Source organism: Candidatus Njordibacter sp. Uisw_002, from assembly GCF_047730155.1.
In the GTDB taxonomy this organism is placed as follows: domain Bacteria; phylum Pseudomonadota; class Gammaproteobacteria; order Pseudomonadales; family Balneatricaceae; genus Njordibacter.
Map to the genome: position 1 here is coordinate 2,214,428 of NZ_CP159832.1, position 18,075 is coordinate 2,232,502.

An 18,075-nucleotide genomic window follows, 5' to 3' on the forward strand; every position below is an offset into this window, starting at 1 on the left:
ATATGCTTGGTGAAGCGCCCGCTAGCCCTCTTACCACGCAGCTTAAAGCGCCTTGATTACTCATCCGCTTTAAGCCACATTAACACAAATTACAAATTACAAATAAAAAGCAACCGCAGTCTTATATATGTAACTACATTCTCAATCCTAACTAATTTATTTGCAAGCCTAGAGGGTAAAGCGGGTCTAAATTACTATAAGGGCTAAGTCTTAATTCGCCTTGGCTGTGCAAAAGCTAATTTTTAGCCGCCAATGTAGCCAATCTATTAGAAGTTTTGCACTTTGTATATGTAACTTAAAGTCATTTATTGAGCTTATTAGCTAGGTCAACCAGCAACATATGAGGCACCGTTAGTGCCGCAAGGCCGATAAATGTTATTTGCACTAGGGCTGTAGTGAGGGTGTTTGGAACAATGAAAAGGAATACCAAGACGCTAGCCCAAGCTAATACACTATAGACCATAGCTTCAATAAAACTTCTTCGGCGCTCTCTTTTTTTATTAATACTAAACCATACACGCAATAAGTGATTGCGACTGTGGTACAAACAAAAATACACAGCAAAACTGATCAGCGGTGGCAACCACCAAGCTAGTATTAACAGTAAGACGAGACTCAGCAGTGGTTTGCGCCATACTGGATATATAAAAGCATAACCTAAATAAGCGGTCACACACAGTAGCCAAGGTAACAAGAATAAAGATAAGGTATTGATAAGCATAGCCGCACCCGTATTGCCTACCAAAAGAGTAAACAATGACTGCACTGACGAGGCCTGAAAGTTAGGAATGGCAATAGATACCAAACCACCGTGGGATATCAGTGGTAGCCACCGTAAGAAAGACTTCTCCATGATTGATGGTCTAGTATTGGCGATATCACTGGCGCCAAAGTGTAATGCTGAGATGATGAGGAAACCTGACAAACCCAATAATGGCCATTGTAACCAGGCCCAAGCCACCAAAGCTGCCAGAAAAACATAGCTAAGATTAAACCCAATCCACGCCATCATGCCGTTAGGCCAGCCAATCCTGCGCGCTACTGCACCATCCAGACCCCCATGTGGCACACCAATAAATATTATTGCTCCAATAGCGGCTAGATCCCAACTAGTCATGACTAAATAATTGCCTTAAAGCTGATTTGATAAACGCCCACTTAGGCATTGCTAATATTACTCTAGCCCATGCCACTAGGCCTGCCTTGCCTAACATAAACTGGGAGAATTGATCGGCATTAAGGGCTTTCGCAGTAGCCATAAACAAGCTTACACCTTGATCGACTTGGGCACTCAGTGCACGATTAAATACCTTATCCAAAAACATCAAACCTTTAGAGAAGGGCCTTTCAACTTCCCGATCACCTTGAGTTATAGAAGCTGCTAGTAAACTCATCTGCGCTTGAATCGTACTAAAGGCATAACCAGAAGACAATCTTACTGCCCCACCCGCAGCGCCAATATTATTAACCTTGGAATTTTGTGGTTCAACAGTATCCATAGGAATAACACCATATTCTTCACTTAACTGAGATTCAACCTCAAGCTTGCGATCAGTAAGCCATTTTTTGATAGCATCACGATACCAGTCTTTATCTTCTAACTGAGCTGATATCATGGTTGATTCAATCAATAAGTGTCGATCTGAATAAGGGAGGACATAGATAAAGTGTAGCCCTCTAGACTGATCTACACGAAAATCCATTAAAGTGACTACGCTAGCATCGTCTATGGGTTCTTTGAGCATAACCTCCCACCCCATAAAATGCTGGCGCAAGCTATCAGATTTAGAGACCGGTGGCCTACTATCATAAATGGTTTGGGCACAGTAGTTTTGTCCATTGGCGCTAAATCGTGCACCACCTCCCTCAAAGAAGATATTCTTAACCGAGGCCCTTACCATCATGTCTGGCTTTTTGAGCATGGTTTCACAGTGCTGTAAGTACTTTGCTGCGCTGAGACTCGTATAACGATAGGCATGACTATGGTGAAAAACTTCACTGTCATAATCTATTAACCGCCATTGATCCCAACTACCTCGTATTGCAGGCCTTAGCTCGTTTAGCTGGGATGGATGTGCCCAAAGGGCCCAGCTGCAATCACGTTCAGCGACAGTTTTGGGTTCGAATATTTTCGTTGATACACCATCAATTTTGGTTGCCAAAGCCATACCAGCACTGCCTCCACCAATGATGGCAATGTCTATATCAATAATTTCATCTGGGCTGGACACCGGCTAACCCCTTTAAATGTTGGTGCAGTTGGGCATGGTGTGGTGGCACTTTTTTGGGCCACAGGTCCGCTATACTGCGAAAGCTAAGCCATAGTTTTTCACTACCTTTGACAATGACTCGACCATTCCACCATACCATTTTACGCCGCTTGAGTACCCAACCTATCTGTCGATATACGCGCAACGCAATAGCGATAGATAGCCTTGATCGAAACGGCAATAGACGTATGCCAAGCTGTGCACTGGCATAATAATGCTCTGACAAATCTAGCAACGCAGTGATGGCTTGCGCCACTTGTTGCTGGCAAGCCACATCAGCATCAGCAATCTGTTCTGGAGGAATATTGACCCAGCTTGCCGGTAAGTAACGTCGATTCATCTTGGCGTCTTCAAGCACATCACGGGAAATATTAGTGAGTTGCATGGCAATACCTAGGTCAATCGCAAAGCTATCAGCGCGGGGCTCATCGCAATTTAACACTCGACACATCATCAGACCCACGGTACCTGCAACTGCATGACAATATCTTAACAGCTCGGCTTCATTAGCTAGCGCCGTAGGTTTTTGATCGCTTAACATGCCGTCAAGCAGCTCTATGGCCGCACTAAGCGGTATATTATGGTCGTTAGCTAGGTTAATAAAAGCCTCAACTTCTAGCCCAGCAGCTATATCTTTTCCCTCTAAGCGCTCGCGAATATCTTTCAATGATTCCTGCCGATCAGGCAGGTCACCATCTGCTAAATCATCTACAAAGCGACAAAACAAATACAAACTAGCAGCTCGATCAGCTAGCTCAGCACCCAAAAACTTACTCGCCCAGTAAAATGATTTACCATGGTGGGCTAATACCTGTTGGGGCTGCATCAAATTGTCACGATTAGGTGATAAAGAGGTCATAGCTTAACCACCTGAACCTACTTCAACCCCAGTAAGTAATTCTTCAACCACTTTAGCAGAGCTAATAACTCCTGGTAATCCAGCCCCTGGATGGGTACCAGCTCCAACAAAGTAAAGATTATTTAGTGCTTGATCGCGATTATGAAAGCGAAACCAAGCAGATTGGGTAAGTCTTGGCTCTATAGAGAAACCAGCACCGTGCATGGAACGGTAGTCCTTTTCAAAATCTTCTGGGGTCATCCAAAAGACTTCTTCGATCACAGAAGACAAGTCTGGCAATATAGTCGCCTCTAGTGCATTGACTATGCGATCTCGCAGCACCTCAGCTTCAGTCTCCCAATTAACCTTGCCCTGTAAGTTTGGAACTGGGCAAAGCACATAAAAGGACTCACATCCAGGAGGTGCAAAACTCTTATCTGTAGCTGTAGGCCGATGAACATAAAGTGAAAAGTCTTCGCTCATGTGCTTGGCGTCAAAAATTTCTGCCAGTAACTCTTTAAATCTAGGCCCCATCCAAATACTATGATGGGCGATGTCTGGGTATAACTTTTTAGTACCAAAATAGAGTACGTAGAGGCCCATACTATAGTGCTTTTTTACCTTGGGAAGTCGTGACTTCTTCTTAGGCAACAAATGCTGATAACAGGTTTCAGGATCACCTCCAAACACCACAATATCAGCACCAACTATTTTGCCATTACTTAAGCGCACTCCAGTAGCTTGATTGTTATCCACAATAATTTCGTCCACATCAGCATTGAGTTCAATATTGATACCATGGCGGTCCATAAGTGCCGCCAACTCTTCCACCAGTTTGCCAGTACCTCCCATGCAGAAAAATACTCCCCAACGCCTTTCAAGATAATGGATGAGTGTGTAAATAGCGGTAGTTTTAAAGGGATTACCACCCACCAACAAAGGGTGAATCGAAAAAGCTTGGCGAATAAGGGGGTGTTTAAGATGGCTATTAACCATCTGTGAAACCGTTTTATAACATTTGAGGATCAATAGGGCTGGCACCTGTTTGGCCATATCCCAGATACGCGTGAAAGGCCTGTGGGCAAGCTGCTTAAAGCCAACATCATAAACTTTTTTAGACTTATCAAGTAGCTTCAAATAACCATCTGCATCATCGGGATTAAAACGTCTAATCTCAGCTAAGGTGTCTTCTATACTGGCACGATAATCAAATTGACTGCCATCAGCAAAGTGAAAACGATAAAAAGGATCCAACGGCACAAAATCCAGATGATCGCTGAGTGTTTCGTCGAACAGCTCAAATAGTTCATCAAACAAAAATGGCGCGGTAATCACAGTAGGGCCTGCATCATGACGATAACCCCCACGCTCAAACACCTGTGCACGACCCCCAAGGCTGCCTAAACGCTCCATTAATGTGGTGTCATACCCCAAGGCTTTAAGCCTTAACGCAGTTGCTATGCCTGCAAAACCTCCGCCAACAATGACCGCCTTTTTACCTAGTCCAATTTTTTTTACTGTCAAGCGATCTGCCCTTGATTTTTTATGTGCGTTTTCTGCTTCACATTAGCGACTAAGCTTTGGGCCACAGTGCGCAATTGAGTGGGAAGCAGGGTCACTAGATGCTCTGCTTCTAGGAGCCAACAATCTACTAACTCGCTGGCTTGTAAAATGGCACCACTAGAAGCGATACGACGCTGCCAATGGCCTAATTGATTATTATCATCGGTGTGATACCACTGCAAAAAATCTTCTCGCCCCACTTCAGTCTTGGCGAATAGGCTAATCACTAAGTTAGGCTTTCGCCCATCAAGGTCACTTGAACGATGGCTTGATGGAATAATGTCATCGATATCATTACAGCCTTGATATGCTAGGCCACATAAGCCTATCAGCTGGTCCAGCCCTATTATTTTGGGACCCATACCAGCGGCTATTGCTGCACCTTTGATTGGAGCCACCAGAAGTGGAGCAGTCTTACTTTTGGCAATTCGCTGCCATTGCTCTATGTCCGAACATTGACGCTGAGTAATATCTGAAATTTGACCACTACAAGTTTCCTGCATTGCCTGAGCTAATAAGGCCACTAAAACACCACTATGTTGGGCATTTCTAGCTCCTAGTTCAAAGGCCTTGGCAACCATCCAGTCACCCAAGCATAGGGCCATATCAGATCCAAAATGTTGGTGAATACTTTCTTGACCACGCCTATGAATACTGGCATCGCTGATATCATCATGAATAAGGGAAGCGTTGTGCAACAGCTCACATGCAGCTGCCCAATGTAAATTATCTAAAATATTTAAACCTAGGGCAGAACCACTGGCTAAAGCAAATTGAGCTCTAAACGCTTTCCCTGGATTTTTGAAGTGATACTCGGCAGCGGCTGCCAAGCTACTTTGACCTTGCGGCATTTCACGCTTGTACAGAAGGTTTAGTTCTGTGAGCAAAGTCTTTTTATGGGTAAGGTGTGTACGGGGCATAACTGGTACCCTTATCGCTGTTTAATTGCTATTTTATTAGGTTAAAAAGGAAGAGCCAGCACCGCTGGCTCTTCCTACAGCTTAAACAGATTGATTTACTTTGAGTCTGAATCTGCTACTGCAGCAGCCCAGATAATCACACCAAATCCGATCTTGTTTATAAAGTCAGCTAGGTTATAAACAATGTTCAGTGTTGCTGAATCAGCACCGCCGCCCATGTAACCGAAGAAGTAACCAATTGGGTAAATAGACCAACCAATAGTTACACAAATTAGCATCCACTTATAAGCCTTCTGAACGTTGGCATTTGAAAGACCAGCATTAATCTGACTAGCTTCGCCCTTGAAAATCTCCCAAACAATGAATGCCCAACCAGCCATTGCTAGAATGAAGGCTAAAGTAACGCCCATTAAGCCTGTTTCACCGGCAAAGCCGAAGACCAACATAGCAACAGAACCAAGTAGCAACTTCCAAAATACTCGAGTCGGTACTTTAGTTACTGCACCAAGAACTAAGTAGAATTCAACCATTAACAGTGGCACAGTCAATAGCCAGTCAATATATCGTAATTCTGTTGGAGAAGTTCCAGTAGCTACCCACACGTCACGCATGTAGAAGTAGTGAACTGCAGCAATCAACGTAACTAAGCCTGACACTGTCAACGATGTCTTCCACTTTCCATCAACACGATCACGCTCTATAAAGAAAAAAGCTGTAGCCGCAACAAGCGCCATGGAAATTAACCAAAAAGACATCCCAACCGGATCGGCGGAGGATAAGTTATAAGTCATTTGTAACCCCTAATTTTTATAACGTTATTATTAATGTCTGAATGCTCAGCCAAAGGTCAAGCGTTCGGACTGGCCCACAACTCACCCAAAGTTTTCAACTAAGAGGTTACGGGTAAATTAATTTATCCTTATTTGAATAGCACTGCAAACTAAGACTTTAGTATTAAACTAAACCTTGATTAAAATTGATCAATCTTAATCCTGACAAAAAATGTCACCGATAATGGGGATTATTCAGCACTAAATTTTTAGTATTTTTTGACTACACTTTATTATTGGTAGAATCTAACGTGCTTGGGCTTTGATTATGACCTAACTACTTAGATACATTAAATTGGATGTTTTACTGAGAATGAATGTTAGATAAATTGATTTTATGACCTGCTTTAAAATCTAGACTGTGTGTTCTTCTAATATTATATTTTTTGATCAAAACCCTGATTTCAGTGTACTCAAGGGCCCTTTATAGGGCATAAAAAAAATGATCTTAAGACTTAAATAGAATAACTTCGTTCTAGCGCAGCCCAAAAATCCATTTTTTAAAATAGGCCACCAACGATTGATTAGCTTTATATAAGAAGTTAAGCCTAACAACAATGGCACCATATCTTATTGAATAAAACAGCTTTCTAAACCTATCTTGAAAAGGGTCTACTTAAAATATTATTTAGAATTTATTTTTGGCTTTATTAGTTTATTTTTTAACAGCTTTACGAATTTGCTTACAAAAAATATACGTTTTTTTACAAAATAAATATTGTTTATTTACGATTTATTTACATAGGTAGAGTCCGATAAAACCTTTAGGTAATTCAACCAAGGTGGGATATCGCCTTACCAAAATTCATATTTCTAAGGCAGCAAATTAAAGACGGCGCTTTAACTAATAACCACTAAACTTAGATATTACCTACCAGCACACACAAAAAGCCTTGATGACAGAATCTGTGCGTAAAAATCACTACTTTGCCTGTAATATAGTGATGTACAAGGTCTCTAAAAACTTACTTAGAGTAATAACATACACCTAACGTGGTGTAAGTATACGAAGGATATTGTGTTACTGTCATGACTACTGCTCCTGTCTATTAAACAAAAGCTTATCTAAATCAGCAACTTATCTCCCTCACAGGACTTTTGTTGGTACCGGCGGCCGGAGTTGAACCGGCACGAGCAAAGCTCACCACCCCCTCAAGGTGGCGTGTCTACCAATTCCACCACGTCGGCATTACTTTTTACTGCGTTACAGGAACATCGCTATCTAGAGGCGTTAGAACTTCTTCAAATACTGGAAGAGTTTGCTCTACTGACTCAACAACGGGGATACCCACATCAGAAATACTGCTAGCTTGTTGCTTGGCATACATAGCCAATGCAAAACTGGTCACAAATAAACCAGCTGCTAAAATAGCTGTAGTACGACTCAGAAAGTTACCTGAGCCACTACTACCAAATACAGTTTGGGAAGCACCACCGCCACCAAAAGAAGCACCTGCATCGGCGCCTTTACCTTGCTGAATCATTATAAAGCCTATTAAGGCTACAGCTAACAATACATGTACGACTAAGATTGCAACTTCCATCAAATTTCTCGCTTTACACTAATTATGCTTAAATAAGCACTAATCTATTTCGCCGCCTGACCAATGGCCAAAAATGAATCGGCTTGTAATGATGCGCCACCTACTAGGCCGCCATCAATGTCTGCTTGAGTAAATAACTCTTCAGCACTGGTTGCAGTCACACTGCCTCCATATAAAATCTTCAAACCTACTGCATGCTCTGGAGCTACATCGGCTACATGAGCACGTATAGCCTGATGCACTTCTTGCGCTTGAGCTGGACTTGCTGTTAATCCAGTTCCAATCGCCCAAACTGGCTCATAAGCCACTACTGCATTGTCAAAACTATTAGCACCTGCTGCATCAATGACTGCCTGAATTTGACCAGTAACAACACTTATCGTCAAACCTTGCTCACGCTGCTTTAAGGTTTCACCCACACATAAAATAGGCGTAAGCTGCATAGCTTGAGTAGCAATAAACTTGGCCGCCACTTGCGCATCGTCTTCTGCATAAAGTGCGCGACGTTCAGAGTGGCCCACCAAAACGTAGCTAACACCAAACTCTTTAGCCATTGCTAGAGACACTTCCCCAGTATAAGCACCCTTGCTTGCCGCACAAATATTTTGTACGCCAATAGCGATACTTGTACCAGATAACTCTGCCTGAGCTTGAGCTAAGTATGGAAACGGAGGAAACACTACAAGTTGAGCATTTGTAACCGATACCGCACCCTGCTTTAGCTCACTTAATAAAGCTGTTACAGCTTCTTTACTGGCATTCATTTTCCAGTTGCCTGCAACTATCATTTTCGCCATCACTGTAACCTTTCGTCAAAAAAACCAAGGTATTCATTTTAAGCGCGCAATAATACTTAAATTAAGGCGCCTAAACAAGGGACTTGCCCTTATTACTGCATAAATAGCCGACAATACAAGTTTGATTGAGCTTACTTAATGAGCTCATTCACATCATGGGCCAGCTCTTGAGCGTATTGGTTAACTAGGTCAACATCTTCACCTTCTACCATTACACGCACTACAGGCTCTGTACCTGAAGACCGCAACAAAACACGTCCTCGGCTACCCATACGCTTTTCAATGGCATCAACTGCAGTATCTATAGCTGGAAAATCTACCAAATTAACTCGGTTAGCAAAGCGTAAATTAATCAATTTTTGTGGCATTTTTTGCATTTCGTTTTTTAATTCATGTAACGTTTTACCACTAGATTGCATAGCTTGAAGCACCTGCAAAGCAGCAACAATGCCATCACCAGTGGTGGTAAGGTCCCTACAAATTAGGTGCCCTGATGATTCACCACCTAACTTCCAACCTTTCTCTCTAAGCTGTTGCATGACATAGCGATCACCTACTTTAGCCCGCACAAAGTCGATACCTAAGTCTTTGAGTCCAAGCTCCATACCCAAATTACTCATTTGCGTACCTACCACACCACCTTCTAGCTGGCCGTTACGCTTCAGACTAGCAGCAATAATAAACATCAGCTCATCGCCATCTACTTCATCACCCGTGTGGTCTACCATGATGACACGATCTCCATCGCCATCTAAGGCGATACCTAAATCGGCCTCTTGTAAGCGCACTACTTTGCGCAACATGGCAATAGATGTAGACCCGCACTCTTGGTTAATATTCAAGCCATCTGGGTCTATGCCAATACTCGTAACGTCGGCACCTAACTCATGCAGTACATTGGGCGCAATGTGGTAGGTAGCACCATGAGCACAGTCAAGAACGATTTTCATACCCTTTAAACTAGTATGATGACTGACCGTACCTTTACAAAATTCAATATATCGTCCAGCAGCATCTGCAATCCGCTTAGCACGACCTAACTCCTCTGGTGCCACACACTCCATTACCTCTTGAAGCTTATCTTCAATAGCTGCCTCCACAGAATCTGCTAGCTTGGTGCCCTGTGCAGAAAAAAACTTAATACCATTATCTTTATAACCATTATGCGACGCACTGATCACTATGCCTGCTTCTGCATGAAAGGTACGAGTTAAATAAGCTACGGCAGGCGTTGGCATAGGGCCTAACAACCGCACATCTACACCGGCTGCAGATAAACCCGCTTGAAGAGCTGATTCGAACATATAGCCAGAAATTCGTGTGTCCTTACCAATCAAAACAGTGCTGCGGCCATGCTCTGAGAATACTTTTCCCATAGCCCAACCAAGCTTTAACATGAAATCGGGGGTAATGGGGTATTCTCCACAACAACCTCGTATGCCATCTGTTCCAAAATATTTCATGCTGAATTCCTATTTAAACTATCCATTGTTGAGGTTTGGGCTTGATTATAGATTTTGTCTAACCATTACTGGCTTACTGTTACATCACTGTTTATTATGGCATGAGTCATACGCAGCGCATCTACAGTAGGGGCAACATCATGTACCCGAACTATCCTAGCGCCACGCTCATAAGCCATCACAGCAGTCGCTAGACCACCATGCAGTCGCTGGTCTACCGGACGATTCAATACATTTCCAATCATACTTTTACGCGACATTCCTACTAATATTGGCAAGCCTTTGTTGGCTAATACACTTAGATGTTTAAGCAATTGTAGATTATGGACCAAGGTTTTACCAAAACCAAAACCAGGGTCAATAATGATACGTTCTGTGGGAATACCAACTAGGTTGCATTGCTCAATACGCTCATCAAAATAATGACCAATATCTGACACCACAGAATTATAGGAAGGATTAATTTGCATAGTTTTAGGGTCACCCTGCATGTGCATAAGGCACACAGGCAGCTTAGTGTCTGCCGCAGCTTGCAGGGCACCTTTGCGCCCTAGCGCACGCACATCATTGATTAGGCCTGCACCAGCTTCAGCAGCAAGGGTCATCACTTCAGGGGTGCTGGTGTCGATGGACACAACAATATCTAATGAAGCTTTAATCGCTTCAATAACGGGAATGACACGGTCTATTTCTGCTTGCACTGATACAGGATCTGCACCTGGTCGTGTGGACTCACCACCAATATCAAGAAAACTTGCACCCTGCGCCACCATGGCGCGGGCACGAACCATAGCTGCATCTAGACACAATGTCTGACTGGCAAAAAAATCTCCACCGTCAGAAAAAGAATCGGGAGTGACATTGATCACTCCCATAACGTGGGGCTGAGTTAAATCCAGCCGTTGATCAGCAAAAAGCATCTTAGCTTGGCGCTTCGTCAGCACCTGGCACGTCACTGCTGCCTGCGTCTAGATCTGCTTCAGAAACTGTCGATTGCTCTTCTGGGGCATCAGGACTAGAGCCTCCATCAGTTTTTGAACCATTATTGTCATTGTCATCCCAGCCAGCTGGAGGTGAAACTTCTTGACGAGCCAATAACTGATCTAGCTGACCAGAGTCTATAGTTTCATACTTCATCAATGCGTTAGCCATAGAGTCAAGAATATCTCTATTGTCATGTAAAATAGTATTGGCGCGCGCATAACAACTATCAATAATATCTTTTATTTCACCATCAATTATTGATGTGGTTTCATCTGAAAAGCCTTTAGCTCCTTGGCCTTGTGCACCACTAAACGGATCAGAATCTTCTGCTTCGTATAGTAGCGGACCTAATTTTTCTGACAAGCCCCACTTAGTCACCATATTACGTGCTAGTTGAGTGGCGCGTTGTATATCATTAGATGCACCTGTAGTGACACCGTCTTTACCTAAGGTCATTTCTTCAGCAATACGGCCACCATAAAGGCTGCATATTTGACTCAAGATACCTTGGCGGGACAAGCTATAACGATCTTCTTCAGGTAAAAACATGGTCACACCTAAAGCACGACCACGGGGAATAATAGTCACCTTATATACTGGATCATGATCTGGCACTAAGCGGCCAACAATAGCATGGCCTGCCTCATGATAAGCCGTGTTAAGCTTTTCTTTAGGCTGCATCACCATAGATTTACGCTCTGCACCCATCATAATTTTGTCTTTAGCTTTTTCTAGCTCGTCCATGCCTACAGTGCGTTTGTTTAAACGTGCAGTAAATAACGCCGCTTCATTCACAAGGTTAGCTAAGTCTGCACCTGAAAAACCCGGTGTGCCACGAGCAATAAGCTTAGCTTTTACATCATCACCCAAAGGTACTTTTTTGAGATGTACGTTAAGAATTTGTTCGCGACCCAGGATATCTGGCAAGGATACATGCACCTGACGGTCAAAACGACCAGGACGCAACAATGCAGAATCTAGTACATCTGGACGGTTAGTCGCTGCAATAACAATGATACCTTCGTTACCTTCAAAACCATCCATCTCTACTAACAACTGGTTTAGTGTTTGCTCTCGCTCATCATTGCCTCCACCCATGCCGGTGCCGCGCTGACGGCCTACAGCATCTATTTCATCGATAAAGATAATACATGGAGCCTGTTTTTTAGCTTGTTCGAACATATCACGCACACGTGATGCACCTACACCCACAAACATTTCAACAAAGTCAGAGCCTGAAATACTAAAGAAAGGCACCTTAGCTTCACCTGCAATAGCCTTAGCTAACAAGGTTTTACCTGTACCTGGAGCGCCAGACATGAGTATGCCACGAGGGATATGCCCACCTAAACGTTGGAATTTTCCAGGATCACGCAAAAACTCTACTAATTCTTCTACATCTTCTTTAGCTTCTTCTACGCCTGCAACATCTGCAAAGGTCGTCTTAATTTGATCTTCACTTATTAGTCTAGCCTTGCTCTTGCCAAACGACATAGGGCCACCCTTGCCGCCTGCACCGCCTTGCATCTGGCGCATAAAGAACATAAATACCACAATAATAATTAAAATTGGGGCACTAGCCACTAAGAGCTGCATCCAAATGCTCTGTTGCTCTGGCTGCTTGCCTACTATTTCAACTTCATGAGTCAATAAATCATCTACTAACTTAGGATCTGACAAAGCAGGGCGAACTACTTCGAAACTAGAGCCATCGCCAAAGTTACCCGTAATAATGATGCCATCGACTTCAATATTTCTAACTTGATCACGCTGAACTGACTGCACAAACTCTGAATAACTCACACGATTGGGCGCAGATTCTTGAGTAAAGTTGTTAAATACCGTCAACAGCACTGCTGCGATGATAAGCCATAAAACCAAATTTTTTGTCATGTTGTTCAAGTATAGACTCCTAATCCTCTGTGCGAGGGGGTTCGGTAGTAAGAAAAATAAACTAGGTTTATTGCCCTTTAAAGCCGGTTGCCAATTGATAAACTTCTCTAGATCGTCCACGAGAAGCATCGGGTTTACGTGATCGTACATTAGTAAAGCTTGTACGCGTGTCTTTTAATAAGTCATCAAACCCTTCGCCATGAAACACCTTAGTGACAAATGCGCCACCAGGTTTCAATACACTACGAGCCATATCCAAAGCCAGCTCAACCAAATACATAGAGCCTGGCTGATCAATCGCTGGGTTACCACTCATATTGGGGGCCATATCAGAAATTACAAGGTCTGCTTTTTCACCACCCAGCGCTGCTACAATCTGATCATAAACAGCTTGCTCGGTAAAATCACCTTGCACGAAGGTCACATCGGCAATGGAATCCATAGCTAATATATCTGAAGCGACCACTGTGCCTTCTTCGCCCACTAACTGCACCGCAACTTGTGTCCAACCTCCAGGGGCTGCACCTAAATCCACTACGGTCATTCCTGGGCGAATTAAGCGGTCTTTTTTACTTATTTCAAGCAGTTTATAGCTGGCCCGTGAACGGTATCCATCCTTTTGCGCCTGTTTAACATAGGGGTCGTCAAAGTGCTCTTTTAGCCAATTACTACTGGTTTTTGATCTAGCCAAGGGAATCTCTACTAATTGTACGAAAGTAAATGGGTAAATCTAGCTGCTAACAAGCGTAAACGCCAGACATGCGGTATAATGATTTTAAGTTTAACACAGCCATAGGGCCTATCCATAGACCTATGACGCCCAACAATTTATCTTTGGACAATCATGAATTTAGCTCAATCACAGAAAAAACAATTCCGCTCTATTGGCCATGACTTGCATCCGCTGGTTACTGTGGCTGCAAAGGGGCTTTCCGAAACAGTAATGACAGAAATTAATCGCGCTTTGTTTGATCACGAATTGATTAAGGTGAAATTTTCTGTTGGTGATCGAGAGGTTAAAAACACCCTCATTGCCGACATGTGCAAGCAGACAGGTGCCACACTAGTTCAGGCTGTTGGCAATGTAGCGCTTGTGTATTTGAACAACCCAAATGCAGACCCTAAAAAATCTAACATAGAAGGCTAGATTTTTACCTATATTTACAACACCTAAGTTAAACAAAGGTGTTGTAAATAGCTTGCTCCAGCCACTAGGGCAACTAAAGCAGTCAGGCGATATGCTCAACTTTAGCAATTTCGTAATGAATCACGCCGCCAGGTGTGGTTACCTTCACCTCATCGCCTTCGCTTTTTGCGATTAATGCTCGTGCAATAGGTGAACCGATAGAAATTTTCCCAGCTTTAATATCAGCTTCATCTTGGCCCACAATACAGTAGGTTTTTTCTTCATCATCATCTAAGTTAATGATGGTCACTGTGGCCCCAAAAATAACCTTACCCGTATATGGGATTTGGCTAACATCGATCACCTGCACCAATGAAAGCTTAGCTTCAACTTCCTGAATGCGGCCCTCACAAAAGCTTTGCTGTTCACGAGCCGCATGATATTCAGCATTCTCTTTTAAATCACCATGTTCTCGCGCTGTAGCGATGTCTTGAATAATTCGTGGGCGAGTCACACTTTTTAACTCTGTTAGCTCAGCACGTAGCATTTTTTCGCCACGCACTGTCATGGGGACTTTAGTAATCGCCATAATTCGTTTTCCTTACGCTGTTAACGTTGCGTGCATATCTTGCAAACGACGTACTTCTTGTTCTTCGCCAAATACCAATGCTTCTATGATGGCAAGGCCACCTGTTAAAGTCGTAGAGTAAGGCACTTTATGTTGTAAAGCAGAGCGACGAATCAGTGATGAATCATTAATAGCTTGGCGACCTTCAGTAGTGTTGACTACAAAGGTAATCTCATCGTTTTTGATTTTATCAACAATATTAGGGCGCCCTTCCATTACTTTATTGACTAACTCACACTCAAAGCCAGCTTCAGACAATGTTTTTTGTGTGCCACTAGTAGCAACCAAAGTAAAGCCAAGGTCTAACAAACCCGACGCCAATTTAAGGCTTGCTACCTTGTCTGCCTCACGCACGGACACAAACACCTTGCCAGTTATGGGCATGGCTTGGCCTGTACCAATGTGAGCCTTTGCAAAAGCTTCAGCGAAGCTTTGCCCTATACCCATGACCTCACCTGTTGATTTCATTTCCGGGCTCAGAATTGGGTCAACACCTGGGAACTTATCAAACGGAAACACTGCTTCTTTAACACTAAAATACCCTGGGATAATCTCTTGGGTAAAACCGATGTCTGCAAGACTTTTACCAGCCATTACCTGTGCGCCGATATCGGCCAAAGACACACCAATACATTTAGAAACAAAAGGCACAGTGCGAGATGCGCGAGGGTTCACTTCGATGACATAGATTTCGCCATCTTGCCATGCCAACTGGGTGTTCATTAGGCCAATAACGCCTAGCTCTAAAGCCATACGCTTCACTTGATCACGCATCGCATCTTGTACATCTTTGGGTAGGTCATAAGGCGGCAATGAACAAGCAGAGTCGCCAGAATGAATTCCAGCTTGCTCAATGTGCTGCATAATGGCACCAATTACTACCTGCTCACCGTCACACACAGCATCAATATCTACTTCTACAGCATTACTTAAAAAGCGATCTAATAATACTGGTGAGTCGTGAGATACCTGAACAGCTTCGTTCATATACCGCTTAAGCTCAGTTTCTTTGTGAACAATCTCCATAGCACGACCACCTAATACATAGGACGGGCGAACCACTAGAGGGTATCCGATTTTTTCTGCTGCACGCACGGCTTCTTCTTGAGTACGAACCGTGGCATTTTCTGGCTGTAATAAACCTAAACGCTGAATCATTTGTTGAAAGCGTTCACGGTCTTCAGCACGGTCTATCGCTTCTGGGCTAGTACCAAGTATAGGCACTCCAGCATTTTCAAGATCTACCGCAAGCTTAAGTGGTGTTTGGCCACCATACTGCACTATTACACCTTCAGGCTGTTCAAGATGTACGATCTCAAGCACATCTTCTAGCGTGACAGATTCAAAATACAAACGGTCAGATGTGTCGTAGTCTGTGGACACAGTTTCTGGGTTACAGTTCACCATGATGGTTTCATAACCTTGTCTGCGCATCGTTAAAGCTGCATGCACACAACAATAGTCAAACTCAATACCTTGACCAATACGGTTAGGGCCACCACCTAAAATCATGATTTTTTTACGATCACTAGGACGCGACTCACACTCTTCTTCATAGGTAGAGTACATATAGGCTGTATCAGTTGAAAACTCAGCTGCACAGGTGTCTACACGCTTGTATACAGGACGAATTCCTAACTTTTGACGATGCTGACGGAAACCCTTTTCAGTAAGACCTAACAATTTAGCCAACCGAATGTCAGAAAAGCCCTTACGCTTAAGGTTGTATACACGGCCATAATCAAGATCTGCAAGGCCCAATGTACCAAGGTTTGCTTCTTCTTTAATTAAGTCTTGTAGCTGTACTAAAAACCAAGGATCAATGCCAGAGTATGCATACACTTCTGGAATATCCATACCCATACGCAAAGCATCACCAACGTATTGAATACGATCAGCGCGAGGAATTTTTAACTCAGCAACGATTCTGCTACGGGCATCTTCTTGGGTAATATCAAGGATAGGATCCAAGCCATGAATACCTGTTTCTAAGCCGCGTAGCGCTTTTTGTAATGACTCTTGAAAGGTGCGGCCTATGGCCATCACTTCACCAACAGATTTCATTTGTGTTGTTAAACGGTCATCTGCCTGAGGGAATTTTTCAAAGGTAAAACGAGGTATTTTAGTAACGACATAATCAATCGAAGGCTCAAACGAGGCTGGTGTGGCGCCGCCTGTGATTTCGTTTTGTAGCTCGTCTAAGGTATAACCTACAGCCAGCTTAGCTGCCACTCGAGCAATAGGAAAACCGGTCGCTTTAGAAGCCAATGCTGATGAGCGAGACACACGAGGGTTCATTTCGATCACCACCATGCGACCATCTTCTGGATTCACACCAAACTGAACGTTAGATCCACCAGTTTCTACTCCGATTTCACGCAGCACTGCCAATGAGGCATTGCGCATAATCTGGTATTCTTTGTCGGTAAGAGTTTGAGCTGGAGCAACAGTGATGGAGTCACCTGTGTGCACACCCATGGCATCAAAGTTTTCAATGGCACAAATAATAATGCAGTTGTCATTGGTGTCGCGCACCACTTCCATTTCGTATTCTTTCCAGCCAATCAAAGATTCATCGATTAGCAGTTCACTTGTAGGTGAAAGATCTAGTCCACGAACACAAATCTCTTCAAACTCTTCACGGTTGTATGCGATACCGCCACCTGAACCACCCATCGTAAAGGACGGGCGAATGATGGCCGGAAAACCAATGCGGGTTTGCACATCAAACGCTTCTTCTAGAGTGTGGGCAATTTCTGCCCGAGGACATTCAAGGCCAATGTTTTTCATAGCCTTGTCAAAGCGATTACGGTCTTCTGCTTTATCTATAGTGTCTGCATCAGCACCGATCATTTCTACATTGTATTTTTCCAGCACTCCCATGCGGTTCAGGTCTAACGCGCAGTTAAGCGCAGTTTGGCCACCCATGGTAGGTAAAATGGCGCTAGGGCGCTCTTTTTCAATGATTTTTTCTACTGTTTCCCAGCGAATAGGCTCAATGTAGGTAGCGTCAGCCATAGATGGGTCGGTCATGATAGTGGCTGGATTTGAGTTCACCAAAATAACACGGTAGCCTTCTTCACGAAGGGCTTTACAAGCTTGCGCACCAGAATAGTCAAATTCACAAGCTTGACCAATAATGATAGGGCCGGCGCCAAGGATTAATATACTTTTAAGGTCGGAACGTTTAGGCATGTCAGTTATCCAATAATCTGTGGC

General features: G+C 43.5%; 15 protein-coding genes and 1 tRNA gene. 1 reads left to right on the top strand and 15 read right to left on the bottom strand.

Annotated features, from left to right (window positions below; genetic code table 11):
- Positions 1–301: 301 nt before the first annotated feature.
- The 13 genes from ABXT42_RS10625 to rlmE form a co-directional block, all read right to left on the bottom strand.
- Positions 302–1,117 carry a Brp/Blh family beta-carotene 15,15'-dioxygenase gene (locus ABXT42_RS10625; RefSeq protein WP_443628115.1) on the bottom strand — a complete coding sequence of 272 codons (816 nt, stop codon included), beginning with the start codon at positions 1,115–1,117 and terminating at the stop codon, positions 302–304.
- Entirely contained in the window at positions 1,110–2,231 is a 1,122-nt protein-coding gene (locus ABXT42_RS10630; RefSeq protein WP_443628116.1) for a lycopene cyclase family protein, read from the bottom strand. Before ABXT42_RS10630 ends, ABXT42_RS10625 begins: the two co-directional genes overlap by 8 nt.
- The gene (locus tag ABXT42_RS10635; protein ID WP_443628117.1) at positions 2,215–3,129 is read right to left on the bottom strand and encodes a phytoene/squalene synthase family protein; all 915 of its coding nucleotides are present in this window, start codon (positions 3,127–3,129) and stop codon (positions 2,215–2,217) included. Before ABXT42_RS10635 ends, ABXT42_RS10630 begins: the two co-directional genes overlap by 17 nt.
- Positions 3,130–3,132: 3 nt before the next feature.
- Positions 3,133–4,632 carry a phytoene desaturase family protein gene (gene crtI / locus ABXT42_RS10640; RefSeq protein WP_443628118.1) on the bottom strand — a complete coding sequence of 500 codons (1,500 nt, stop codon included), beginning with the start codon at positions 4,630–4,632 and terminating at the stop codon, positions 3,133–3,135.
- On the bottom strand, positions 4,629–5,591 hold the full coding sequence (locus tag ABXT42_RS10645) for a polyprenyl synthetase family protein (RefSeq protein ID WP_443628119.1): 963 nt from the start codon (positions 5,589–5,591) through the stop codon (positions 4,629–4,631). Before ABXT42_RS10645 ends, crtI begins: the two co-directional genes overlap by 4 nt.
- Before the next feature lie 95 nt (positions 5,592–5,686).
- Positions 5,687–6,325, bottom strand: a complete 639-nt coding sequence (locus ABXT42_RS10650) for a bacteriorhodopsin (RefSeq protein WP_443628120.1) — start codon at positions 6,323–6,325, stop codon at positions 5,687–5,689.
- Positions 6,326–7,523: 1,198 nt separating this feature from the next.
- Positions 7,524–7,609: transfer RNA gene (locus ABXT42_RS10655), tRNA-Leu, on the bottom strand.
- An 8-nt stretch (positions 7,610–7,617) separates the two neighbouring features.
- Positions 7,618–7,965, bottom strand: coding sequence for a preprotein translocase subunit SecG (secG, locus tag ABXT42_RS10660; RefSeq protein WP_443628121.1), 348 nt, complete (start codon positions 7,963–7,965; stop codon positions 7,618–7,620).
- Between the two features lie 44 nt (positions 7,966–8,009).
- Positions 8,010–8,762 carry a triose-phosphate isomerase gene (gene tpiA / locus ABXT42_RS10665; RefSeq protein WP_443628122.1) on the bottom strand — a complete coding sequence of 251 codons (753 nt, stop codon included), beginning with the start codon at positions 8,760–8,762 and terminating at the stop codon, positions 8,010–8,012.
- A gap of 131 nt (positions 8,763–8,893) precedes the next feature.
- Positions 8,894–10,225, bottom strand: coding sequence for a phosphoglucosamine mutase (glmM, locus tag ABXT42_RS10670; RefSeq protein WP_443628123.1), 1,332 nt, complete (start codon positions 10,223–10,225; stop codon positions 8,894–8,896).
- Positions 10,226–10,290: 65 nt separating this feature from the next.
- Positions 10,291–11,145, bottom strand: coding sequence for a dihydropteroate synthase (gene folP / locus ABXT42_RS10675; protein WP_443628124.1), 855 nt, complete (start codon positions 11,143–11,145; stop codon positions 10,291–10,293).
- Between the two features lies 1 nt (position 11,146).
- A complete protein-coding gene (gene ftsH / locus ABXT42_RS10680; RefSeq protein WP_443629480.1) occupies positions 11,147–13,102 on the bottom strand; it encodes an ATP-dependent zinc metalloprotease FtsH in 1,956 nt (651 codons plus the stop codon).
- Positions 13,103–13,169: 67 nt separating this feature from the next.
- Entirely contained in the window at positions 13,170–13,793 is a 624-nt protein-coding gene (gene rlmE / locus ABXT42_RS10685) for a 23S rRNA (uridine(2552)-2'-O)-methyltransferase RlmE (protein ID WP_443628125.1), read from the bottom strand.
- A gap of 153 nt (positions 13,794–13,946) precedes the next feature.
- Between rlmE and ABXT42_RS10690 the strand changes: the two genes are divergently transcribed.
- A complete protein-coding gene (locus ABXT42_RS10690) occupies positions 13,947–14,249 on the top strand; it encodes a YhbY family RNA-binding protein (RefSeq protein WP_443628126.1) in 303 nt (100 codons plus the stop codon).
- Between the two features lie 82 nt (positions 14,250–14,331).
- On the opposite strand, the gene greA is transcribed toward ABXT42_RS10690, so the two are convergent.
- Both greA and carB read right to left on the bottom strand, forming a co-directional pair.
- On the bottom strand, positions 14,332–14,811 hold the full coding sequence (greA, locus tag ABXT42_RS10695; protein ID WP_443629481.1) for a transcription elongation factor GreA: 480 nt from the start codon (positions 14,809–14,811) through the stop codon (positions 14,332–14,334).
- 18 nt (positions 14,812–14,829) lie between these two features.
- A complete protein-coding gene (carB, locus tag ABXT42_RS10700; RefSeq protein ID WP_443628127.1) occupies positions 14,830–18,051 on the bottom strand; it encodes a carbamoyl-phosphate synthase large subunit in 3,222 nt (1,073 codons plus the stop codon).
- Positions 18,052–18,075: the final 24 nt, after the last annotated feature.